Here is a 23154-nt window from a genome sequence, read left to right on the forward strand (position 1 = left end):
GGTGGATCATGACGCCGGCGGCCTGCCCCGGAGAGATCGTGCGATCGCGCGGAGCGCGTCGGGAGACATCTGTCCGAGCGCGCGGAACTGGATCCTCTCTGCGCCCGCCTCCCGCATCGCGTCGCGCAGTTCGAGTTCGGCCTCGGTCCGATCGGTCAAGGCTTCGTCGGTGTGATCGGTGAGGTATTCCACGGGGACGTCGGCCCACTGTGTGATGAGTCGGAGCACCTCTTCGTCGAGGACCACCGTGTTCGTCGTGGCGGTGAGCAGGGTCCGCGCGCCGTCGGCGGCACGGGGATCGACGGCTTCGAGATGATCGAGCAGATCCGACTCCGATGCGGCGTGACCGGCGACCAGGCGACGCACACGCTGGGCGACGGGAGCGGCGGGTACGCGCATCTCGATGCGAGGGGCCGAGTCGGGGCTCGCGAGCTGCTCGGGCGTCACCTCAAGAACGGCGGCGAGCGCTTCGATGTCGTTGGTGTTGTACGGCAGCGAGAAGCCCGCGCGCGACTGGTAGTAGCTCTTCGTCATCCCGGCGCGACTGATGAGCTCGCCGACGGTGAGCCCTTTCGCCCTCCGCAGGCGATCCACATTCGCCACCACTCGCCGGGAGTACCGAGAAGGTGGTCCGACAGCACCCCGACCCACGTTTCGATCGTAGACGACCCGCACGCTGATCGTATTTACATGAATCGATGAGTGCTATTTACGACCCTCTGTGCTTGGATGAAAACAGAGACATGGTGCGAGGCCCCCGACTCCTCCGTCGCTCACTGCGCGTCGGATGACGCCCGGGCCGCCCCAGTTCTCGTCAGCGGGCGCGGCGGCATTGGGGGACGCCGCGCCCGCTGCATCTCACGTGAGGTTCACGCCTTCCCGCGAATCGGTAGCCCGACTACCTCTGCTACCTTTTCATCAGCTCTTGTGCGCACGAATTCCCCCGGATTACGCTCGACGGCAATCAGGGCCTGTAGTTTTACTACTTGACTTTCGCCCTCGAAGACGACGGAGTCTCATGCGATCCCCCCACCCCCTGCGCCGCTGGACGGCGCTCTCCACCACCGGCGCGGTGATCGCGTCCCTCGCGGTCGCGGGCACCGTGTCGCCGGCCACCGCCGACACGACCGCCACGATCTCGGTCGACACCGCCACCGTGGTGCAGAACGATTTCCTCGGCATCGGCGTCAACGTCATCCCATCCGCCCTCATGGGGCGTTCACGCGGATTCGGATACTCGGATGCCGACTGGGCGGTGGACGCCGAGCGCATCGCCACCATCCGGCCCAAGGTCGCGCGCGTCTGGTTCCAGATCGACTGGATGGAGCCCGAGAAGGGCGTCTACACCTGGGACAGCGACCGGATGAAGGCTTTCTACGCCTACCTCGACGCGTTCAAGGCCGCCGGCACCGATATCGAGCTGAACTTCGGCTGGAAGGTCGGCTCGACCGTCCACGACTGGTTCGGCATCCCCGGCGTCGACCCGTGGACCAGCGCCCCGGCCGACAACGCCGCGTACGCGGCATCCGCCTCCGCTCTGATCGACCAGCTCAAGAACGTCCGCGGGTACGACAACGTCAAATACCTCACCTATTACAACGAGCCCAACGGCAGCTGGGACTTCGAAGCCCCCGGCGATCAGCAGGCCGCCTACGTGCAGATGGCGCAGGCCGTGCACCAGCGGCTCGTCGCCGACGGACTCCGCGACGAGGTCGAGATCTGGGGACCGGAAGAGACCGGCGCCCCCGCGTGGACCACCTACATGGCGCAGAACGGCGGCGACGCGTTCGATCAGTACAGCTTCCACACCTACGGCGACTCGTACGGCTCGGTCCCGGCGAGTATCAACGCCCGCAAGAGCGTCGCCGGGGGCAAGCCGGTGAACATGTCCGAGTTCGGCTGGTCGGACGACAACGCGAGCGGCTGGGACTCGGGGTATGCCAATTACGTGATCGCGGGCGCGAACCTGGGGCTGCATTCGCTCCTGGTCTGGCAACTCAACGGCACCTGGACCGTCGACCCCGACGGCGACACGAACGGCACGTACAACATGTGGGACGCCCTTCCGCTCGGCCTCGAGCCGCGCAAGACGTTCCTGTCGGCGGGGCTGCTGAACCGCTACGTTCCGGCGCACAGCCAGGTGCTGCAGTCCAGCTCATCGACGGCGGACGTGCGCACCGCCGCGTTCCGCGACGCCGCGGGCGAGTACACGCTCCTGGTCGAGTCGAAGGGAACCGCTCCGACCGACCTCGACGTCTCGTTCGGTTCCACGGCGATCGGCAAGGACTTCCACCGCGTCGTCTACGACAACGATCTCGTCCCCGACGAGAACGCGCTCCTGCCCGCCGTTTCGGCCACGCTGCCGGCGGGAACGGGCTTCTCCGATCAGCTCGACGAGGGGTACTCGTTCGCGATCTACACGACGGCCGACCCCGCCGTCCAGGTGCGTTTGAGCGATGCCGACCCCACGGTGGCGTCGGGTTCGACCCTCGCGCTCACCGCCGATGTCATCGACGGCGCTCCCGGCGTGACGTGGTCGGTCGACGGCACGGGCAACGGCTCCGTGTCGAGCTCCGGCGTCTACACCCCGCCCAGCGTCGACTCGGAACGCAAGGTCGCTGTCCGCGCCACCAGCACCGCCGACCCGACGTCGTCGGCGGTCACCCTCGTGACCGTGACCCCGCAGCTCACGGCGAGCCGCGTCGATCCCGTGCAGTTCGACCTCGACAGCGGCGTCTACGCCGGCTCCGAGGTGCTGACACTGTCGACGCCCACCGCGGGCGCACAGATCCGGTACACCACCGACGGTTCAGAACCGACCGCGAGCTCCACGCTCTACGAACGCCCCCTGATCCTCCCGGAGACCTCCACGAAGCTCTACCGCGCGGCGGCTTTCGCAACGGGAAAGCAGGCCTCGGGCATCACGAGCCGCCTCTTCAAAGTCGGCGGCGTCTCCCAGGGTCCCGACGGCTACACCCTTTGCGCGAACGAGGGCGGAACGTGCTTCTTCTCCGGTCAGCAGAGCGTGGCGTTCGGCGGCGACGGACTCTTCACGTACCAGGCGAAGACGGGCCCGGTCTCGTGCGACGCGGCGACGCTCGGCGACCCGAACCCCAACGGGACGCAGAAGTGCTACGTCAGCCCCGAGCTGCCGTCGTCCTACCCGCTGGTGACGCTCACCAACGCCGGCTTCGAGAAGCCCGGCGGGACGAAGTCCAAGACCGGCCCCTTCACGAACGGCTGGACCTTCAACAGTCGCTCCGGCATCCAGAACGGTCAGGGACCGCTCGGGCCGCCGACGCCGTCGGAGGGCCAGCAGGTCGGATACCTCAAGACGGATGCCGGGGTTCAGGGCACCATCTCGCAGGAGGCGGCGTTCCCCGCCGGGGAGTATCAGGTCGTCTTCGCCCTCTCGGGACGATCCGGCTATCCCGCGCAGAGCTTCGACGTGCTGTACGACGACACCGTGATCGGCTCGTTCGCGGTCGGCTCGACGAGCTCGTACGAGACCAAGCGGACCCCCGCCTTCACCTCCGACGGCGGTCGCCACACGATCACGTTCCGCGCCACGGCGCCCTCGGGCGACCGCACCGCGTTCCTCGACGCGGTCCGGATCGAAGCCCCGGTCCCGCCGGAGCCGGCGCAGCTGCAGAACACCGGCTTCGAGGCTCCGTCCACGACGGGCGTCAAGTCGGCGCCGTTCACCGAGGGCTGGTCGTTCGTCGGCCGCAGCGGCATCCAGCACAACGGGAGTGCCTTCGGGGCGCCGTCCGCGCCCGAGGGCACCCAGACCGCGCTGCTGCAGTCGCGTGACGGGCAGCACGGATCGTTCTCGCAGACGCTCGACATGGCAGCCGGTGACTACACACTGACCTACCAGGCGTCGCGACGCCCCGGGTACAGCGCGGTGCAAACGGTGCAGGTGCTCATCGACGGGGTCGTCGTCGACAGCTTCGCTCCCCCGACGGCGACGTTCAGCTCGCACACCTCGCCGACCTTCACGGTTCCGGCGGGCGATCACGAGATCATGTTCCGCGGGTCGGCAGCCTCCGGAGATGCGACGGCATTCATCGATCAGGTGGTGCTGACACCGATTCCCTGAGCCGGGACGACGGCGATCACGAGCGGGGGCTCGGGCGGTGCGCCCGGGCCCCCGTCGCGTCGGTCCGCGGGATACCTTCCCCTCGCACTCGTGGAACGGGTGAGACGCCGCAAGGTCGCGGGCGAACTGCAGCGCGCTCGCCCGCGGGAACACGCGCCGCGACCGAACCGCCCCGATCCGACGCGGTCACACTGGGAGGTCGACTCCGCCTTCCCGAGGACCGCCGCATGTCTTTCACTCCCTTACCCGACGAGCGGTGGATTCCCGTGGCCTTCGGCGCTCTCGACGCGCGTGGCATCCCGACCCTGGCCGCCGAAGCGGACGTTCTCGCCGTTCCGATCACCCCCGGACCGGCGCTCTGCCTCGTCGGCGACGGCGCCACGCTGTGGCGCGAGCTCGTCGATGGCGCACCCCATCCACCTCGCGAGTTCTCGCCGGAGGAGAACGTCGTTCTGGAACATCTCCGAGACAGGGGTCTGGTGGTCGTGGGCCGAGCCCATCCCGCCGCAGTGACGCGCCTCGATCCTCCGGCGCTCTCCTCTCCGCTGCACGAGCTCGTGTACGCCCTCGTCCAGCACGTCGCGGCCTCCCTCGGCATCCGGTGCGTGTTCGTGAAAGGCCCCGCCCTGCATCACCAGGGTCTGCGTGAGCGCGAGCATTCGGGCGATGTCGACGTCTGGTGCGACCCCGCCCGGTGGGATGAGCTGGCCGCCGCTCTCGCCCCCTGGGGGTGGGAGCGTGAGCCCGACCCGTGGAGGGGCACCTCCGTCCACCACACCGCGACGATGACGCCCACGTCATGGGGGTGCGAGATCGACATCCACCGCCGCTTCCCGGGGCTGACGCTCGACGACTCCGAGGCCTTCGAAGCACTCCTCGGGTTCTCGACCACGATGCGCGTCGCGGGTGTCGCCGTCTCGGTCCCCTGCCGCGATGCCCATGCCGTGATCTTCGCCCTGCACACGGTGCGGCCCGCGGTGGGGAGGCCTGTCACCGAGCACGACCATCGGGTCGCCCAGATCATCCTCGCCTCGGCGGGCGGGGCGATCGAAGCCGCCCGCAAGCTCGGGGCCGTCCCCGTCCTCCGCGCGGACCTTTCCGTGTCGTTTCCCGGCATCGACCCGGGTCCCGATGACGGGGCCCCTCGCGACTGGTTCCATCGCGCGCAACCCGATCTCCCGCGCGCGTACCTCGTCGCAGTGCGCTCCCTCCCATGGCGCGAGCGCGCCCGGGCACTACGCAACCTCGCATGGCCGCCAGACGACATCGCTCTCGCCTCCGCCCGGCGCGCCGGCGAACCGACCGAGGATGCCGGTCGGGCCCGACGCCGACGCCTGGTTCGCGGCGTTCGCTCATGGACACCCGTCTTTCGTCGGAGCCGGCGATGATGGCCTCGAACCCGAACCGCGGGCTCCTCGTTCACGAATGGATCGCGCCCGCCGGTGGGTCGGAGAACGTCCTCGAGGCGATGACACGGGCCTTTCCCACGGCCGACGTGCAATGCCTGTGGAACGACGCCCCCGCTCGTTTCTCGGACAGACGCGTGCGAGAGACGTGGCTCGCGGCGACTCCGCTGCGGCACCACAAGGCTCTCGCCGCCGCCTTCTGCCTCCCGACATGGCGCCTCCTGCCACGAGGCGCTTACGACTGGATGCTGATCAGTTCGCACCTGTTCGCTCATCATGCGCGGGTCCGCTCAGCAACGGACGACACCCGCGACATCCCGAAGTACGTGTACGTCCACACGCCCGCTCGCTACATCTGGACGCCCGAGTACGACCCTCGCGGACAGGGGCGGGTCGTCCGGTCGGCAGCCCCCGCGTTCCGTGCGATCGACCACCGACGAGCTGCGGAACCGATCGCTCTCGCGGCGAACAGCCGTTTCGTCCGCGATCGCATCGCTCGCTCGTGGGGACGTGAAGCCGTCGTCATCCCCCCTCCCGTCGATGTGCGGGCGATTGCCGACGTCGCCACGTGGGAGCGGCAGCTGAGCGATGGCGATCGGCGTGTCCTCGATGCCCTTCCCGAGGTCTTCGTCCTGGGGGCATCGCGGTTCGCGACGTACAAGCGCCTCGACCTGGTCATCGACACCGCCGAACGTCTCGGGCTCCCGGCCGTCATCGCCGGAAGAGGTCCCGACGAAGCGGCTCTTCGCGACCGCGCCGTGCACGCACGGATTCCCGTCTCCGTGGTCGTCTCTCCCTCGGACGCCTTGCTGCGAGGCCTGTATCGGGCGGCGTCGGTGCTGCTCTTTCCCGCGATCGAAGACTTCGGCATCGTTCCCGTGGAGGCGCAGGTGGTCGGAACCCCCGTCGTGACGGGGCCGGTCGGCGGACAACTGGAAACGTACGTCCCGGGAGTGACGGGCGTCACCGCGACCGGACTGAGCCCGCGCGAGCTGGCCGCGGCGACGTCGACCGCGCTGGATCTCCCCCGGTTCGACGGCGTCGAGGTCACCGCGAAGTTCTCCTCCGGCGTCTTCGAGGAGCGCATCCGCCGCTTCGTCACCGGGTGAGTCGCCGCGCCGCAGGAGCGGCATCCGTCCCGCCGTCAAGGCCGCGCGCCACGGCGCGCGCCCTGCCTACCGTCGCTTCATGACCACCGATCGCGATCAGTTCACCTTCGACAACCCCGTCACCCGCTACGCGCGTGTCGAGCCCCCGATCCAGCATCAGCCCGAACCGGGTGTGCAGGCCGACATGACTCCGATCCCCGACCTCGGGGAGAAGACGTACCGCGGTCTCGGCCGCCTCGAGGGACGAAAAGCACTCATCACGGGAGGCGACTCCGGCATCGGTGGAGCGGTCGCGATCGCGTTCGCGCGCGAGGGCGCCGACGTCGCGATCGTGCACCTTCCGGACGAGCAGCGGGACGCCGACCACATCCTCGAGCAGATTCGGGATGCCGGACGCACCGGCGTCTCGATCGCCACCGACATCACCGATCCCGACGCGTGCCGCGAGCTCGTCGACCGTGCTGCAGAGGCGCTCGGCGGCCTCGACATCGTCGTCAACAACGCCGGAAAGCAGGTCATGGTCGAGAGGGTCGACGAGCTGTCGGACGAGCAGTTCGAGCTCACGTTCCGAACCAACGTGTTCGCGCCCTTCTGGATCACCAAGGCGGCCCTCGCGCACTTGCCCGAGGGCGGGACCATCATCAACACCGCCTCGCTCGAGGCGTACGTGCCCGCCCCCGACCGCCTCGACTACGCGGCGACGAAGGCGGCCATCAACAACCTGTCGAAGGGGCTGGCCCAGCAGCTGGCGCCTCGCGGCATCCGGGTCAACGTGGTGGCTCCGGGACCGACGTGGTCAGCCCTCCAGGTGAGTCAGGGTGTCTCCGACGATCAGATGGAGCACTTCGACGACGAGAGCACCTACCAGCGCGCCGGACAGCCCGCGGAGATCGCCCCCGCGTTCGTCTTCCTCGCCTCGGCCGAGTCGAGCTACGTGTCGGGCGAGACGCTGAACGTCAACGGAGGCATGGTCACGCCCTGATCTTCACGCCCGGGCCGAACCCCTCCGTCTCCGCGTGCGAGACCCTCGTCTCGCGCGTTTCCCGGGGGCTCGGCCCGGGGCGTGCGACCGCACTTGCGCATATCGTCCGAATTGGCAAGCGGCCCGTTCCCGACCGGAGCGTGCGCGAGCGTGATGGCATGCCCGTCACCCTCTTCCTGCTGCACGCGCTGGGTTCCAGCGCCGAGGAGTTCCAGCCCCTCCGCGATCTGCTCGACGGCACGGTCGATGTCCGCGGCGTCGACCTCCCCGGCTTCGGCGAACTCGCGTCTGCTCCCGACTCCTCGCTCGACGCCACCGTCGAGCACGTGGTCGACCACCTCGCCCGCCACGCCCGGGGACGCTGGATGCTCGGCGGGCACAGCATGGGCGGAAAGGTCGCCGCGCTCGTGGCATCCCGGGTCCTCCGCGGCGACGCGCCCCTGACAGGTCTCGCCGGGATGGTGCTGATGGCGCCCTCTCCGCCGCGCCCCGAGCCGATGGACGAGGAGCGACGCGAACGCATGCTGTCGTGGGTGGCCGACGGCTCCCTGTCGGACCAGGATGCCGAGACGTTCATCGATCAGAACACCGCCGAGTCGCTCGAACCTCAGGCACACGAACGCGCCCTGACCGACCTCCGGCGCACCTCCCCCGCCGCCTGGCGCGCGTGGCTCGAGACCGGGAGCCGGGTCGACGCCTCCGCCGAAGTCGGGACGCTCGACCTTCCGGCCCTGGTGCTCGCGGGCGCCGACGACGCCGACCTCGGCGCGGCCGCTCAGCCCGAGCTGCTGGCATCCGTGTACCCCCGTGCGCGCTTCGTCGCTCTGGGCGACACCGGCCACATGATCCCGCTCGAGCGCGCCGCCGAAGCCGCCGAAGCGATCGCGCAGTTCGTCGCCGACGAGGTCCTCCTCGGGCCCGTGATGCCGGACGACTGGGCCGCCCTGATCGCCGGCGACCGCGTGGATGCCCGGGTGCGCGGCATCCTGAACCGCCGTGCGGTTCCCGATGACCGTGGATACGCCCCCGTCGTTCTCGATCTCGCCCAACTCACCCTGCTGCGCGAGATCGCCGACCTCGTCGTCCCGCAGGACGGGCCCGCGATCGACATCGCGGCGCGCGTCGATACGCAGCTCGCGCGCGGCGAAGGCGACGGCTGGCGCAACGCCGAGCTCCCACCCGACCCGGACGCCTACCGCGCCGGCCTCGACACGCTCGCCCGCGTCTGGCCGACCGATCCGACGGAGCGCGCGGACGTCCTGCGCGCGGCGATCGAGGGGACGACGGATGCCGACGGCCCCCTGAACGCGGGTCGGCTGAAGCTGTGGCTCGAGGACGTCCGCAACGACCTCGTCCGTCAGTGGCTCGCCCACCCCGCGAGCATGGCGCTCATCGGCTACGACGGTTTCGCGACCGGCGGCAGCCCGATCCGCGGGTACGTGGAACTGCGGCTGGGGCGCCGCGAAGACTGGGAGCCCGTCGGCGTCGGCGGCACCGTAGCCGAGGGAGACGCGGCATGAAGCTCGAGCAGATGCGCACGTTCGGCACCGACGAGACCGTCGACGTCGTGGTCGTCGGCACCGGTGCGGGCGGCGCTCCGCTGACCGCCGAGCTGGCGAAGAAGGGCCTCCGCGTCGTCGCGATCGAGGCCGGACGCCACTTCGCCCTCGACGACCTGACGCCCGACGAGAGCGAGGCGGTCGAGATCAACTGGATGTCGGAGCGCCTCAGCGGCGGCGACGACCCGACCGCGTTCGGTCCCAACAACAGCGGACGCGGCGTCGGCGGCTCGATGCTCCATTGGGGTGCCTTCACGCCGCGCCCCGATCGCCGCGACCTGGCGCTCCGCACCGAGACGGGCGAGGGCCGCGACTGGCCCGTCGACCCCGACGAGTTGCTGTCGTACGTCGAACGCGTCGAGGGCGACATCGGGGTGTCGGGGCCGACGCCCTACCCCTGGGACCCATCACGCCGCTACGCCTACGCGCCCGCGAAGCGCAACGCTCCCGCGAACCTCGTGGCCAAGGGCTGCGATGCCCTCGGGGTCACCTGGGCAGACGCGCCGGCCGCGGTCCTCACCCGTGCGCGGCTGCAAGAGCACCACGGCGAGCGCGGTGCGTGCGTCAACTGCGGCGAGTGCCACCAGGGGTGCCGGACGGATGCCAAGGCCTCCACCGCCAACACCTACCTGCCCGCGGCGGTCGCCGCCGGAGCCGAGATCCGCGCCGAGGCGATGGTGCACGCGATCGAGCTCGACGCCCGCGGTCATGTCGCCGCGGTGGTCTATCGGCAGAACGGCGTGGACGTGCGTCAGCGCTGCCGCACGCTCGTGCTCGCGGGCGGCGGGGTCGAGACCCCGCGTCTGCTGCTGCACACGGGCCTGGCCAACGACAACGGCCAGGTCGGTCGTAACTTCCTCGCCCACGGCGCGACGCAGGTGTGGGGACGCTTCGATGAGCCGGTGCGCGGCCACCGCGGCTACCCGTCGTCGCTCATCAGCGAGGACATGATGCGCCCGGCCGACGCCGACTTCGCGGGCGGGTACCTCGTGCAGAGCCTGGGCGTCATGCCCCTGACCTTCTCGACGACGCTCGTGCGCGGCGGCGGCCTGTGGGGCCCGGAGCTCATGCAGCGGCTCGAGCAGTCGCGATTCATGGCGGGGATCGGTATCAACGCCGAGTGCCTCCCCTCGGACGACAACCGGCTCGAGCTCACCGCCGAGACCGACGAGTTCGGCATCCCGCGCGCGCGGGTGACGTTCACCGCCGGCGCGAACGAGAAGGCGCTCGACGCGCACGCGACGGCGTTCATGCTCCGGGTGATGGAGGCTGCGGGGGCGCGCGAGACGATGGTCCTGGCCCGCACGGCCCACACGATCGGCACCTGCCGCATGTCGCTGGACCCCGCCGACGGCGTGGTGGATGCCGACGGCCGCTCCCACGAGATCCCCAATCTGTGGATCAGTGACAACTCGGTGTTCCCGTCCGCGATCGCCGCCAACCCGGCACTGACGATCATGGCCCTGTCCCTTCGCACCGCCGACCGCCTCCTGGCATCCGTCGCCTGATCCCGACCGTCGTCTCTCCCCGCCGCCTCTCCCTATCGAGTGTCCAGGACACGCCGCATCCGCGCCGCGCGAAGCGGCGTGTCCTGGACACTCAACGTCTCGTCGCGTGACACGGGAGAATGGATGCCATGAAGCTCGAGCATCTCCGCCGGTTCGCCGTCCTCGCCGAGGAGCTGCACTTTCCGCGCGCGGCCGAGAAGCTCGGCATCCCCCTCCCCTCCCTGTACACGACGCTCGACAAGCTCGAAGAAGAGGTGGGGCAGCCGCTCGTGCAGCGGACCCCGCCGACGCGCCTGCTCCCCGCCGGCGTCCTGCTCCTCGACGAGGCGTACGCCCGCATCGCCGACGCCCCGCCCCCCGCGCCGCGGCAGAAGGCTTCGGGCGGCGGCAAGGCGAAGGCGTCGAAGGGCAAGGGCCGCGCCCCCATCGTGAAGGGCCAGCCCAAGCCGTACAAGAAGCGCCAGGGCCGCTGATCCCGTCGCACCACGCATAAACGCGATTCGCGCACATAAACGCGTTCTGCACGTGTTTCTGCGAGCGGATCGCGTTTACGTGCGTCCTGGCGCGCGGCGGAGTCCGCCTACAGCTCGGTGACCGCGCCGGCCTCGACCCGCCAGCGGCGGTCCGTCTCAACCGCCGAGAGCATCCGCCGGTCGTGCGTGACCAAGAGCAGCGTGCCCGTGTACGACTCCAGGGCCTGCTCGAGCTGCTCGATCGCGGGCAGGTCGAGATGGTTCGTCGGTTCGTCGAGCACGAGCACGTTGACGCCCCGTGCCTGCAGCAGGGCGAGGCCCGCGCGCGTACGCTCGCCCGGAGACAATCCGTCGACCGGCCGCATGACGTGGTCGGCTTTCAGCCCGAACTTCGCCAGCAACGTCCGCACCTCGCCGGAGTTCATCTCGGGAACGAATCCCTCGAACGTCTCGGCGAGCGGCCGCGCTCCGACCAACAGCGATCGCGCTTGATCGATCTCGCCGATCTCGACGCTCGCCCCCAGACTCGCGGTTCCGTCGTCCGGCGTCTGACGGCCCAGGATGCCACGCAGCAGCGTCGACTTCCCGGCACCGTTCGGCCCGGTGATGCCGATCCTCTCGCCGGCGTTCACCTGCAGAGAAACAGGGCCGAGGGTGAAGTCGCCCTGACGGAAGACCGCCCCGGACAGCGTCGACACCACGGAGCTCGAGCGCGGAGCCGAACCGATCGTGAACTCGAGCTGCCACTCTTTGCGCGGTTCCTCGACCTCCTCGAGTCGCGCGATCCGGCTCTCCATCTGGCGCACCTTCTGTGCCTGCTTCTCGCTCGACTCGGTCGCGGCCTTGCGGCGGATCTTGTCGTTGTCGGGCGGCTTCTTCATCGCGTTGCGCACGCCCTGGCTCGACCATTCCCGCTGGGTCCTGGCGCGCGCGACGAGGTCGGCCTTGGTGTCGGCGTACTCCTCGTACTTCTCGCGGGCCTGGCGACGCAGCGTCGCGCGCTCTTCGAGATACGCGTCGTAACCGCCGCCGTAGACCCGGTGCGAGTTCTGGGCGAGGTCGAGTTCGAGCACCCGTGTCACCGAACGGGCGAGGAACTCGCGGTCGTGGCTGACCAGCACCACTCCCCCGCGCAGGCCTTTGACGAACGTCTCGAGTCGTTCGAGGCCGTCGAGGTCGAGGTCGTTCGTCGGCTCGTCGAGCAGGGCGATGTCGAAGCGCGACAGCAGCAGCGCAGCCAGGCCCACGCGAGCCGCCTGACCTCCCGAGAGGCCCGTCATCTCGGCATCCGGTCCCACCTCGAGTCCGAGATCGGCCAGCACCTGCGGCATCCGTTCGTCCAGGTCGGCGGCGCCACTCGCCAGCCACCGCTCGAGGGCCGTGGCGTAGGCATCGTCAGCGCCGGCGACCTTGGGGTCTCCGAGCGCCGCGGCGCTGGCATCCATCTCGCGCGTCGCCTCCGCGCACCCCGTCCGCCGAGCGATGTACTGCGCGACGGTCTCGCCTGCGACGCGCTCGTGCTCCTGCGGAAGCCAGCCGACGAAGGCGTCGGCCGGCGCGAGGCTGATCGACCCGCCCTGAGGCTCGTCGACTCCCGCGAGCAGACGCAGCAGCGTCGACTTGCCCGCACCGTTGGCCCCGACGACACCGACGACGTCGCCCGGCGCGACCGTGAGGTCGACGCCCTCGAAGAGCGTGCGGTGCCCGTGGCCCCCGGTGAGGTTCTGCGCGACGAGGGTGGCGGTCATCCCCCTAGTCTCTCAGGGCGCGAGAGCCGCGCCACGGACCGCCGCAACGCGGTGAGCGTCATCGCGCTGGATGACCCGCGAGATCGTCAGCGCGCAGATCGCCACGATGAGCACCGGCGCACAGACGCCCAGGAAGAAGGGCAGGGTTCTCCACACATCGCCCGCGCTCTCCTGGTATCCGACCACCACGATGACCGTCCATCCGACGGCGAGGATGGTCGCGCCGCTGGCAGCGATGCTCACCGCTCCCGGACGCAAGCGCGACCGGACCGCGCGGACCCGCAGACAGATCACGGTCAGCAGCGGCGCACCCCCAGCAGCGACGACCACGCAGAGCATGCGAGCGATGTCGACCGGTGAGGCGTCACTCCACGACACGAAGGGAGCGATACCGAGCGAGAAGATTCCCGACACCGACGCAACCAGGATCACCGGGATGTAGAGCAGCGACAGCCACCACTTCCCTTCGGTGTTGTGCTCCGTGACGATGCTCATGCGCCCGATCATTCCTCTCGCCGCTCTCGATGTCGGGGAAACACCCCGGAGAACACGTCTGCCGCTCACCGCGCCCGCGGATGCGCGGTGGCGTACACATCGCGAAGAGCGTCGGCGGTGACGTGCGTGTAGATCTGCGTCGTCGCCACGGAGGCGTGCCCCAGCAGCTCCTGCACCACGCGCACGTCCGCACCGCCCTGCAGCAGGTGCGTCGCGAACGAGTGCCGCAGCGTGTGCGGCGAGACGTGGGCGGTCAACCCCGCCCGCTCGGCCGCGGCCTGGATGATGAGCCACGCGCCCTGCCGCGACAGCGGCGCCCCCCGGACGCCCAGGAACAACCGGGGTGTGGCCCGCCCCTTCGCCGCGAGCGCTGGGCGCACCCGCGTCAGGTAGGCCTCGATCGCCGCGCGCGCGTACGAGCCCACCGGCACCACGCGCTCCTTGTCGCCCTTGCCGCGCACCCGCAGCAGATCACCGTGCGCGGTGTCATCCACGTCGAGGTGCACGATCTCCGACACGCGGGCTCCCGTCGCGTAGAGCAGTTCCAACAGCGCGCGATCTCGGACCGCGGCGGGATCGGCAGCCGACGCGTCGGCAGACCCCGGCCCCGGTCCCGCGGCATCCAGGAGATCTTCCACCTGGCTGATCGTCAGTGCCTTCGGCAGCCGTCGCGGCGTCTTCGGGGGCCGCAGCCGACTGCTCGGATCGTCGTCGACACGTCCTTCGCGCACCAGGAAGCGGTGCAGCCCCCGAACAGACGACTGCAGTCGCGCGAGCGACGATGCCGCGGGGGGTGGTTCGGCCGAGGCCCGTTCGGCGACGAACTCGGTGACGAGCGTCGGCGTCACCGTCTCGATCTGATCGACGCCACGCGCGCGCAGCCACTCGACGTACACGGCGAGGTCGCGCCGGTAGGCGGACACGGTGTGGTCCGAGAGCCCGCGCTCGAGCGCGACGTGCCGGAGGTAGGTCTCGACCGCGCGCTCGAGCTCCACGTCAGCTCGCGGCGGCCTCGCGTCGAAGGACCTCGGCGGCGGCGAGCGCGCCGGTGGCCAGGATGCCGTTGCGCAAGCGTCCCGCCAGCACCCCGTCGACGACCTCGGCGAGCGGCACGCGCTCGACGCGCATGTCGGACTCCTCGTGCTCGCGTTCGTAGTCGGTCTCGACCGATCGGAGCCCGCGGGCGAGGAAGACGTGCACGACCTCGTCGTTCCCGCCGGGGGTCGTGTGCATCGAGATGAGGTGCTGCCACCGGTCGGCCTCGAGGTCGACCTCTTCGGTCAGTTCGCGCTTCGCCGTCTCGATCGGCGGCTCGCCGGCGACGTCGAGGAGACCGGCCGGGATCTCCCAGTCGCGCTCCTTGATGGGGTGTCGGTACTGCTGGATGAGCACGACACGCCCGTCGTCGTCGATCGCCACGACGGCCGCCGCGCCCGGGTGCTCGACGTACTGCCGGGTCATCTGCCCGTCGCCGTACCGCACGGTGTCGCTGCGCACGTTCCACACCGCACCCTCGTAGACGAGGTCGGTCGAGATGATCTCGAGATCCACCCGCTCGTCGCGCAGCTCGCCCATGTCAGTCCTCCTCGACGTCGAACAGCTCGCTCGAACGGTGGCGCTCGAGCGCCGCACCGACGAGCCCGCGGAACAGCGGGTGCGGCTCGGTCGGCCGCGACCGCAGCTCGGGGTGCGCCTGTGTGGCGATGTAGTACGGGTGCACGTCGCGCGGCAGCTCCACGAACTCGACGAGATCGAGGTCGGGGTTCAGACCCGAGAACACCAGACCCGCATCGCTGAGCTGCTGCCGATAGGCGTTGTTGACCTCGTAGCGGTGACGGTGACGCTCCGAGATGCGGTTCGCGCCGTACAGTTCGGCCGCGAGCGACCCCTCGGCCAGATCCGCGGGGTACAGGCCCAGACGCATCGTGCCGCCCAGGTCGCCGCTCTCGAGGATGTCGACCTGCTCGGCCATCGTCGCCACGACCGGGTGCGCAGTGTCGGGGTCGAACTCGCTCGACGAGGCTCCTTCGAGGCCGGCGACCGTGCGCGCGTACTCGATCACCATGCACTGGAGGCCCAGGCAGATGCCGAGCGTCGGGATGCCCTGCTCGCGCGCGAAACGCAGAGCTCCGAGCTTCCCCTCGATGCCGCGGATGCCGAACCCGCCCGGCACGATGATGCCGTCCACCGCGGAGAGGGCCTTCGCCGCGCCCTCGGGGGTCTCGCAGAGGTCGGAGGGGATCCACGTGATCTTCACGTGCGTCTCCTGACCGAAACCACCGGCCTTAATCGCCTCGGTGACCGAGAGGTACGCGTCGGGGAGGTCGATGTACTTGCCGACGAGGCCGATCGTGACCTCGTGCTTGGGGTTGTGCACGGCTTGCAGCACGCGCTGCCACCGCGACCAGTCGACGTCAGCCGCCTTGTCGATGTCGAGCGCGTCGACGATGTAGGCGTCGAGCCCCTGGTCGTGCATCATCGTCGGGATGTCGTAGATGCTCGGCACGTCGATCGCGTTGACCACGGCGTCTTCGTCGACGTCGCACATGAGCGCGATCTTGCGCTTGTTCGACTCGGTGACGGGGCGGTCGCTACGCAGCACGAGGGCGTCGGGCTGGATGCCGATGGAACGCAGCGTTGCGACGGAGTGCTGCGTCGGCTTGGTCTTCTGCTCGCCGGAGGCCCCCATGAACGGCACGAGCGAGACGTGGACGAAGAACACGTTCTTGCGGCCGAGCTCGTGGCGGATCTGTCGCGCCGACTCGATGAAGGGCTGCGACTCGATGTCGCCGACCGTGCCGCCGATCTCGGTGATGATCACGTCGGGCTGCGGGCTCTCGCTCGCCTGCAGGCGCATGCGGCGCTTGATCTCGTCCGTGATGTGCGGGATGACCTGCACCGTGTCGCCGAGGTACTCGCCGCGGCGCTCGCGCGCGATGACCTGCGAGTAGATCTGGCCGGTGGTGACGTTCGCCGCCTGGCTCAGTTCGATGTCGAGGAAGCGCTCGTAGTGGCCGATGTCGAGGTCGGTCTCGGCGCCGTCGTCGGTCACGAAGACCTCGCCGTGCTGGAACGGGTTCATCGTTCCCGGGTCGACGTTGAGATACGGATCGAGCTTCTGCATCACGACGCGCAGACCGCGGGCCGTGAGGAGGTTGCCGAGGCTTGCCGCCGTCAGGCCCTTCCCCAGGGAGGAGACCACACCTCCGGTGACGAAGATGTGCTTCGTCGTGAAGGTCTTGTTGTCTGAATTTCCCGCCGCGTCCGAAGTCTGCATCACGGGCTTCGATCCTATCAGTCGCATCTGTCCGGTGAGCTCGCGGATCCTCTCCGCCTCGTCCGGAAGTCTGGCACCGACCTCCGACATCCACGTCACGGGGTCGTGACGATCGCGGGTCGATCCGTCGGATCAGTCGCTGGTGCGCCCGGTCTCGAGCAGTTCCCGGGCGTGCGTCAGCGCGGCATCCGAGTCGCTCAACCCCGAGAGCAGGCGCGCCATCTCGGCCTCCCGCTCCGCACCGTCGAGCCGACGGACACTGGATGCCGTCACCGCGCCGTCGTGGCCCTTGACGACCGTGAGGTGGTTGCCCGCGAACGCGGCCACCTGCGCGAGGTGCGTGACGGCGATGACCTGCGACGACTCGGCGAGGCGCGCGAGACGGCGGCCGACCTCGATCGCCGCCGCGCCGCCGATCCCCGCGTCCACTTCGTCGAAGACGAACGTGGGGACCGGATCCACTCCGGCGATCACGACCTCGATCGCGAGCATGACGCGGCTGAGCTCGCCACCCGAGGCGCCGCGCGACACGGGCCGGGGGTCGGCGCCGGGGTGCGGCGCGAGCAGGATCGACACCTCGTCGCGCCCGTGACCCGCGGGGGTCGCGGGGGCGACGTCGACGGTGAGACGCGCGTCGGGCAGGGCCAGGGCGTGCAACTCCTCGGTGACCGCGGCGCCCAGTCGCGCAGCTGCCTCCCGCCGTGCGGAGGTCAGCGTCTCGGCAGCCGCGTCGAGTACGACGGCCGCCGCATCGCGCTCCTTCTCGAGGCGCTGCAGGCGGTCGCCGTCATCGTCGAGCTCCACCAGACGGGCTGAGCCCGTCTCGAGCAACGCGATGGCAGCATCCACCGATCCGTGTGTTCGCGTCAGCCCGGCGAGCACCGCGCGCCGCTCGTCGACGGCGGCGAGTTCGTGCGGCCCGGACTCGTCGAGATCGGCCAGATAGCCCGACAGCGCGACGGACGCGTCGGTGGCGCGGTACCCGAGGTCGGCGACCTGCTCCCCGATCGCGGCGAGTGCTTCGTCGCTCGCGGCGATCCTCTCCAGGGCGCGACGCGCCTCGGCGAGGAGAGTGATCACGTCGGCCGCGCCGTCTTCGTTCGAGAGCGCGGCGTGCGCGGTCACCGCCGCGATCCGCAGCTCCTCGGCGTTCGCGAGACGCTCGGCACGGCGGGCGAGCTCCTCCTCCTCGCCCGGAAGGGGCGCGGCTGCCTCGATCTCGGCGATCGCGGCGCGGAGCTCCTCGGCCTCCCGCGCGCGCGCGTCGCGGTCGGTCGTGAGCGTGGTCAGCTCGGCATCGAGAGTCCGCCAGGTATCCCACGCCGCGCGATAGGCGGAGCGCGCGACGGTGATCGTCTCGCCCCCGAAACGATCGAGAGCCTCGCGCTGCGCCGACGACGACTTCAGCCGCAGCTGGTCCGACTGTCCGTGCACGACGACGAGTTCGTCCGCCAGGTCAGCGAGCACGCCCGCCGGAGCGGTGCGACCGCCGACAGTGGCGCGTCCTCGTCCTTCGCTCGAGACCGTGCGGCCGAGGTACAGCTCGGCGGATCCTTCGCCCACGGGCTCGACGTCGCCGCCGGCTTCGCGCACGCGAGCAGCGACCGGACCGTCCTCGGGGACGATCCAGACGCCCTCGACCGCTGCCTGCGCCGCGCCCTTGCGCACGGCGCCGGAGTCGGCGCGTTGGCCCAGGAGAAGACCCAGTCCGGTGACGACCATGGTCTTACCGGCGCCCGTCTCGCCCGTGATCGCCGTGAAGCCGCGCCCGATCGGCAGCGTCGCGTCGGCGATGACGCCGAGGTCGCGAAGTCGCATCTCCTCGATCACGAGGCACCTCCCGACGCGCCGCGCCATCCCGTGACGGGGAGACGGAACTTGCGCACGAGTCGTTCGGTGAACGCCGCAGGATGCAGGCGCGCGAGACGAACCGGCCGCGACGAGCGGCGTACGACGACCCGAGCACCCGGGGGCAGCTCGTGCGAACGGCGCCCGTCGCACCACAGGATGCCGCTTCCGCTCGTGCGTTCGAGGACCTCGACCGCGACGCTCGCGTCCGGGCCGACGACCAGAGGTCGGGCGAAGAGCGCGTGCGCGGACAGCGGAACCACCGCGATCGCCTCGACGGTCGGCCAGACGACCGGACCCCCGGCGGAGAAGTTGTATGCGGTCGACCCGGTCGGAGTCGCGATGACCACCCCATCGCAGCCGAACGACGAGAGGGGGCGCCCGTCGACGGCCATGACCACTTCGAGCATGCGCTCGCGGCTGGCCTTCTCGACGGTCGCCTCGTTCAGGGCCCAGGTCTCGTAGATGACGCGGTCATCGGCATCCTGGATCTTGACCGCCAGGGCGAGGCGCTCCTCGACCGTGTAGTCCCGAGCGATCACGCGACGCACCGCGTCGTCCATGTCGTCGCGCTCGATCTCGGCGAGGAAGCCGACGTGGCCCATGTTGATGCCGAGAATGGGAGCCGTACTCCCCCGCACCATCTCGGCCGCGCGAAGGATCGTCCCGTCTCCGCCGAGCACGATGGCGAGCTCGACGTCGTCGATGCCCACGTCGGTCCCGAGAGTCGCAACGCCCTCGAGCGACAGGCGTTCCGCGAGCTCCGGCCGGTCTTCGGCCGAGACCACGGGCACAGCCCCCGCCGCAAGCACCGCGGAGATGATGCGCTGGGCTGCCTGGACGGTGTCGTCGCGGCGCGCGTGGACGACGAGGAGGATTCGGCGATCGCTGGGGGTCATCGGCTTCCGGTCAGTCGGGTCACGGTGCTCTCCCATTCTGAGGGGTCGGTGCCGCGAGCGGCCGAGAACCACGCGACGTACTCCTGGTTGCCGTGGGTTCCGACGAGAGGCGACGAGATCAGGCCGTTCGTCTTGAGCCCGGCGTCCCAGGCGGCCCAGAGCACACTGTGCACGGCGTCGGATCGCAGGGCCGGATCGGTGACGAGCCCGCCCTTGACCGCGGTGCGCCCGACCTCGAACTGCGGCTTGACCAGCAGGACGACATCGGCGTCCGCCGCGGCGGTGTCGACCACCGCGGGCAGCACGTGGTGCAGGGAGATGAAGGAAAGGTCGCCCGTCACGAGCGTCGGGCGTTCGGCGACACCCGTGGCTTCTGCGAGCGAGGCGGCGGTCATGAACCGCACGTTATACCCCTCGACCGACACCACGTCGGGGTCGGCCGCGAGGGCTGTGGACAACTGGCCGTGCCCGACGTCGACGGCGAGGACCGGACGCGCTCCGCGCTCACGGAGCACCTGCGTGAACCCGCCCGTCGACGCCCCGAGATCCAGGGCGACGCGGCCCGGGACCTCGATCTCGAAAGCGTCGAGGGCGGCGATCAGCTTGTGGGCACCCCGACTGACGTAATGGTCGGGGCTCGCCACCTCGATCACGCTGTTCTCGTCCACCGTGGCGGAGGACTTGACGACCGCTCTCCCGTCGACGCTGACCTCGCCCGCGGAGATCAACTGCGTGGCGTGCGAGCGCGATCGCGCCAGACCACGGGCCGCGAGTTCGGCATCCAGGCGCGTCATGCGCGTGCGGCCGGCGGCGCGTCGCGAGGGCCGGACTCCAACCTTCGCGCCAACTCGTCGTGCAGCGCCGCGTACGCGTCCGCCCGGGTGTCCAGCGGCTGCTCCTCGATGATGCGCAGTCGGCTGATCAGCTCGGCGTCCGCGTCGTGCTCTCGGCTCTCCGACATGGATGCCATGGTACCGGCGTCAGCGCACGCGGAACGGGTCCGCGTAGAGCTGCTCCGGAACGCGGAACCCGAAGATCGCACGGCCGGAGTTCCAGATCGCGGCCGCTCCTGCCCTCAGGAGATCGATCTGGCGCGAGCCCTCGGACACGATGCGGAGATCGACGCCGTCGATCTCGACGACAGCGTCGCCGACGCGAGTCCGCTCACCCTTGACGATCGTCGCAGGGTACGGCTCGAACAGCTGGCGCAGGTCGGAGACGATGAAGTCAGGACGCTGCGAGGGCGGAGCCGCGAGCACCTGTTTCGGACGATCGATCCCGGTCAGGACGAGGAGCGACGCCATCTCGGCGGCTCGCGCACCCTGGATGTCGGTGTCGAGGCGATCGCCGATGAACAACGGATTCCTCGCGCCGGTGCGGGTCACCGCCTCGTCGAAGATGGGACGCTCGGGCTTCCCCGCGATCGTGGCGAGACGTCCCACGGCGGTGTGGACCGCCGAGACGAGGGTGCCGTTTCCCGGCGCGATCCCCCGGGCCTGCGGAATCGTCCAGTCGGTGTTCGTCGCGACCCACGGGATGCCGCCCTCTTCGACGGGGGTGGCGAGCGCGTAGGCGGCTTCCGCCAGCTGCGCCCAGCCCACCTCGGGCGAGAATCCTTGCACCACCGCAGCGGGTGCGTCCTCGGCGCTGCGCGTCACGACGAAGCCGGCCTTCTCGACCTCGACAACAAGACCTTCTCCGCCGATCACGAGGAGCGTGGAGCCGGCCGGAACGAGGTCGCGCATGAGTCGCATCGCCGCCTGAGGGCTCGTGACGACATCGCCCGCCGCGACCCGCAGCCCCAGCGACGACAGATGAGCGGCGACGGTGGCATCGGTACGGGACGCGTTGTTCGTGATGTACCCGAGTCGACGCCCCTCCTCCTGCGCGCGATTCAGACTGTCCACGGCATGCGGAAGCGCGCCCGGGCCGGCGTACACGACGCCATCCAGGTCGGCGAGGACGACATCGACCTCGTCGAGTGGCGTCGCCTCACGCTTCGCGCGCCCGAGGATCACCGCGACTCCTCCGCGTCGTCCGCGTCGTCCGCCACCGTCTCCATGTCGACGGCCTCGTCTTCGTCCACGTCCGCGACGGGAATGACTCCGGATGCCACGTCCACGCCGCCCTCGTCATCGATGAGGTCGATCTCTTCGACGACGATGACCTCGCGATCGGCGACACCGGACGCGGCGTCGAGAGCGTCCGAGGCGATCTGCGCGCGGCGCTCCCACTCGGCAGCCTCGTCGAGGCGCCCCAGCTCCTCCAGAACGGCAGCACGCGCCGAGAACAGCGCCGGACTCCACTCGAACGCGCGGTCCGGGTCGGCCTCGGGGATGTCGAGCTCCTGTAGCGCACGATCCGTCTGTCCGAGATCCAGACGAGCCCCGGACATCGCGATCGCCAGTTGCACGCGCACCGGGACGGACAGCGTCATCCGGTCGACCGCGCGTCCCTCCTCGAGCGCACGATCCGGGCGTCCGACACCGCGCTCGCTGTCGACGATGAGCGGGAGCTGCTCGTCGGAGCCGGTGATCCGCCTGTGAGTACGAAGTTCACGCAGTGCCAGGGCGAAGTCGCCGACCGCATACGCGGTGATGGCGACAGTCTCGCGAACCACCCCAACACGCCCCGCACTGCGAGACGCTGCCAGGGCGTGCTGGTGGGCGAGCTCTGGCTCCTCATCGATGAGGCGGGCCGCCATGGCGAGGTGCCGGGCGACGTTCTCCGCGTTGTCCTTGCTCAGGGTCTTCAGTTCGTTGCGCGCCGCGCCCGGAAGGTCCCACGCCGTGATCTCTTCGGGGATCTCAGGACCGCGCTCACGGCGGTCTTGCGGCGGCCGGGTCGCACGCGAGTCTTCGCGGTCGAAGCGACGGGGCGCTCCGGCCCCGGGGCGCCGGTCACCGGACGGGCGCCGAGCGTTCCCGGTGAACTCGCGCGACTCTCCGTCACGCCGCGGGCGCGCCGAAGTATCACCCTCGCGACGGTACGGACGGTCCCCGTCACGCCGGGGTCGGTCGGCTCCCTGGCCGTCACGACGATAGGGGCGATCCCCGTCCCGGGGCGGGCGGGAATCGTTGTCGCGGCGGAAGGGACGCTCACCCTCCCGACGGAACGGGCGATCGCCGTCTCGCTGCGCACGACCGGTCCCCGGGTTGTCGCCTCGGTACGGCCGATCCCCGTTTCGAGCAGGGCGGGCGTCGTTGTCACGGCGGAACGGACGGTCGCCGCTCCGCGCCGGGCGACCGGCGCTCTGACCATCACGGCGGGCGGGACGATCGCCATCGCGCGCGGGCCGCGAATCAGCGTTCCGGCTGAACGGGCGGTCGCCATCGCGCCGAAACGGACGATCACCGTCACGAGCGGACCGGCCTGCGCCCTGAACGTCGCGGCGGAACGGCCGGTCATCGCGCGCCGGACGCGCGTCGTAGTCGCGCCGATACGGACGGTCGCCACCCCGTGACGGCCGTCCGTCGCCTTCGCGTCGCGGACGGGCGTCGTTGTCACGGCGGTATGGACGGTCCCCGCGCGAGGAACCTCCGGATGATGACCGCCCACGACCGGATGCGCGGTCGCCGGAGCGCCCTTCGTTGCCCTTGCGATCGTTCGCGTCGTCCGTCGACATGACTGTCCTCCCCGGGAAAAACTACCCGTAAATGCGAAATGGCCACCCAGCTTTGGGTGGCCATTTCGTTAGAAGAAGTCCGGCGGTGTCCTACTCTCCCACAGGGTCCCCCCTGCAGTACCA

20 protein-coding genes are annotated in these 23154 nt (G+C 70.1%); 8 read left to right on the top strand and 12 right to left on the bottom strand.

The genetic code is table 11. The features are described from left to right. Positions 1-6: 6 nt before the first annotated feature. Complete coding sequence (locus AB0O24_RS14275) at positions 7-594, bottom strand: helix-turn-helix transcriptional regulator (RefSeq protein ID WP_307384901.1); 588 nt, start codon at positions 592-594, stop codon at positions 7-9. Between the two features lie 424 nt (positions 595-1018). Between AB0O24_RS14275 and AB0O24_RS14280 the strand changes: the two genes are divergently transcribed. The 7 genes from AB0O24_RS14280 to AB0O24_RS14310 all read left to right on the top strand — a co-directional run bounded on the left by AB0O24_RS14280 (position 1019) and on the right by AB0O24_RS14310 (position 11139). After that, positions 1019-4102 (top strand): chitobiase/beta-hexosaminidase C-terminal domain-containing protein, encoded by a 3084-nt coding sequence (locus AB0O24_RS14280; RefSeq protein WP_363375768.1) that lies wholly within the window; start codon positions 1019-1021, stop codon positions 4100-4102. Positions 4103-4329: 227 nt separating this feature from the next. After that, complete coding sequence (locus tag AB0O24_RS14285) at positions 4330-5490, top strand: nucleotidyltransferase family protein (protein WP_275799672.1); 1161 nt, start codon at positions 4330-4332, stop codon at positions 5488-5490. Then, positions 5457-6617, top strand: a complete 1161-nt coding sequence (locus tag AB0O24_RS14290; RefSeq protein ID WP_275799673.1) for a glycosyltransferase — start codon at positions 5457-5459, stop codon at positions 6615-6617. The genes AB0O24_RS14285 and AB0O24_RS14290 overlap by 34 nt, the downstream gene beginning before the upstream one ends. A 79-nt stretch (positions 6618-6696) precedes the next feature. Next, positions 6697-7599: an SDR family oxidoreductase gene (locus AB0O24_RS14295; protein ID WP_275799674.1), complete on the top strand. Its 903-nt coding sequence runs from the start codon at positions 6697-6699 to the stop codon at positions 7597-7599. 158 nt (positions 7600-7757) lie between these two features. Beyond that, a complete protein-coding gene (locus tag AB0O24_RS14300) occupies positions 7758-9119 on the top strand; it encodes an alpha/beta fold hydrolase (protein ID WP_275799675.1) in 1362 nt (453 codons plus the stop codon). Then, positions 9116-10666 carry a GMC family oxidoreductase gene (locus tag AB0O24_RS14305; protein ID WP_275799676.1) on the top strand — a complete coding sequence of 517 codons (1551 nt, stop codon included), beginning with the start codon at positions 9116-9118 and terminating at the stop codon, positions 10664-10666. Before AB0O24_RS14300 ends, AB0O24_RS14305 begins: the two co-directional genes overlap by 4 nt. A 128-nt stretch (positions 10667-10794) precedes the next feature. Beyond that, on the top strand, positions 10795-11139 hold the full coding sequence (locus tag AB0O24_RS14310; protein WP_275799677.1) for a LysR family transcriptional regulator: 345 nt from the start codon (positions 10795-10797) through the stop codon (positions 11137-11139). Between the two features lie 107 nt (positions 11140-11246). On the opposite strand, the gene AB0O24_RS14315 is transcribed toward AB0O24_RS14310, so the two are convergent. From AB0O24_RS14315 to AB0O24_RS14365, 11 genes are all read right to left on the bottom strand, one after another. Continuing rightward, complete coding sequence (locus tag AB0O24_RS14315; protein WP_363375774.1) at positions 11247-12887, bottom strand: ABC-F family ATP-binding cassette domain-containing protein; 1641 nt, start codon at positions 12885-12887, stop codon at positions 11247-11249. A gap of 12 nt (positions 12888-12899) precedes the next feature. Beyond that, positions 12900-13382 (bottom strand): hypothetical protein, encoded by a 483-nt coding sequence (locus AB0O24_RS14320; protein ID WP_275799679.1) that lies wholly within the window; start codon positions 13380-13382, stop codon positions 12900-12902. Between the two features lie 65 nt (positions 13383-13447). Beyond that, on the bottom strand, positions 13448-14377 hold the full coding sequence (xerD, locus tag AB0O24_RS14325) for a site-specific tyrosine recombinase XerD (RefSeq protein WP_275799680.1): 930 nt from the start codon (positions 14375-14377) through the stop codon (positions 13448-13450). 1 nt (position 14378) lies between these two features. Continuing rightward, on the bottom strand, positions 14379-14957 hold the full coding sequence (locus tag AB0O24_RS14330) for an NUDIX hydrolase (protein ID WP_363375777.1): 579 nt from the start codon (positions 14955-14957) through the stop codon (positions 14379-14381). A 1-nt stretch (position 14958) separates the two neighbouring features. Beyond that, complete coding sequence (locus AB0O24_RS14335; RefSeq protein WP_275799703.1) at positions 14959-16659, bottom strand: CTP synthase; 1701 nt, start codon at positions 16657-16659, stop codon at positions 14959-14961. A 132-nt stretch (positions 16660-16791) separates the two neighbouring features. Beyond that, on the bottom strand, positions 16792-18489 hold the full coding sequence (recN, locus tag AB0O24_RS14340) for a DNA repair protein RecN (RefSeq protein ID WP_275799682.1): 1698 nt from the start codon (positions 18487-18489) through the stop codon (positions 16792-16794). Then, the gene (locus AB0O24_RS14345; RefSeq protein ID WP_058626887.1) at positions 18486-19406 is read right to left on the bottom strand and encodes an NAD kinase; all 921 of its coding nucleotides are present in this window, start codon (positions 19404-19406) and stop codon (positions 18486-18488) included. The genes recN and AB0O24_RS14345 overlap by 4 nt, the downstream gene beginning before the upstream one ends. Then, positions 19403-20200 (bottom strand): TlyA family RNA methyltransferase, encoded by a 798-nt coding sequence (locus tag AB0O24_RS14350; protein ID WP_275799683.1) that lies wholly within the window; start codon positions 20198-20200, stop codon positions 19403-19405. Before AB0O24_RS14350 ends, AB0O24_RS14345 begins: the two co-directional genes overlap by 4 nt. Then, on the bottom strand, positions 20197-20367 hold the full coding sequence (locus tag AB0O24_RS14355; protein WP_275799684.1) for a hypothetical protein: 171 nt from the start codon (positions 20365-20367) through the stop codon (positions 20197-20199). The genes AB0O24_RS14350 and AB0O24_RS14355 overlap by 4 nt, the downstream gene beginning before the upstream one ends. Before the next feature lie 19 nt (positions 20368-20386). Next, a complete protein-coding gene (locus tag AB0O24_RS14360; protein ID WP_275799705.1) occupies positions 20387-21421 on the bottom strand; it encodes an HAD-IIA family hydrolase in 1035 nt (344 codons plus the stop codon). Beyond that, positions 21421-22026 (bottom strand): hypothetical protein, encoded by a 606-nt coding sequence (locus AB0O24_RS14365; RefSeq protein WP_275799685.1) that lies wholly within the window; start codon positions 22024-22026, stop codon positions 21421-21423. Before AB0O24_RS14365 ends, AB0O24_RS14360 begins: the two co-directional genes overlap by 1 nt. A gap of 42 nt (positions 22027-22068) precedes the next feature. Here AB0O24_RS14365 and AB0O24_RS14370 point away from each other — a divergent pair, with 42 nt between their 5' ends. Beyond that, a complete protein-coding gene (locus AB0O24_RS14370; protein ID WP_363375781.1) occupies positions 22069-22869 on the top strand; it encodes a hypothetical protein in 801 nt (266 codons plus the stop codon). Positions 22870-23154 lie beyond the last annotated feature (285 nt).

The sequence above is a fragment of the Microbacterium sp. NPDC086615 genome (assembly GCF_040686055.1).
In the GTDB taxonomy this organism is placed as follows: Bacteria; Actinomycetota; Actinomycetes; order Actinomycetales; family Microbacteriaceae; genus Microbacterium.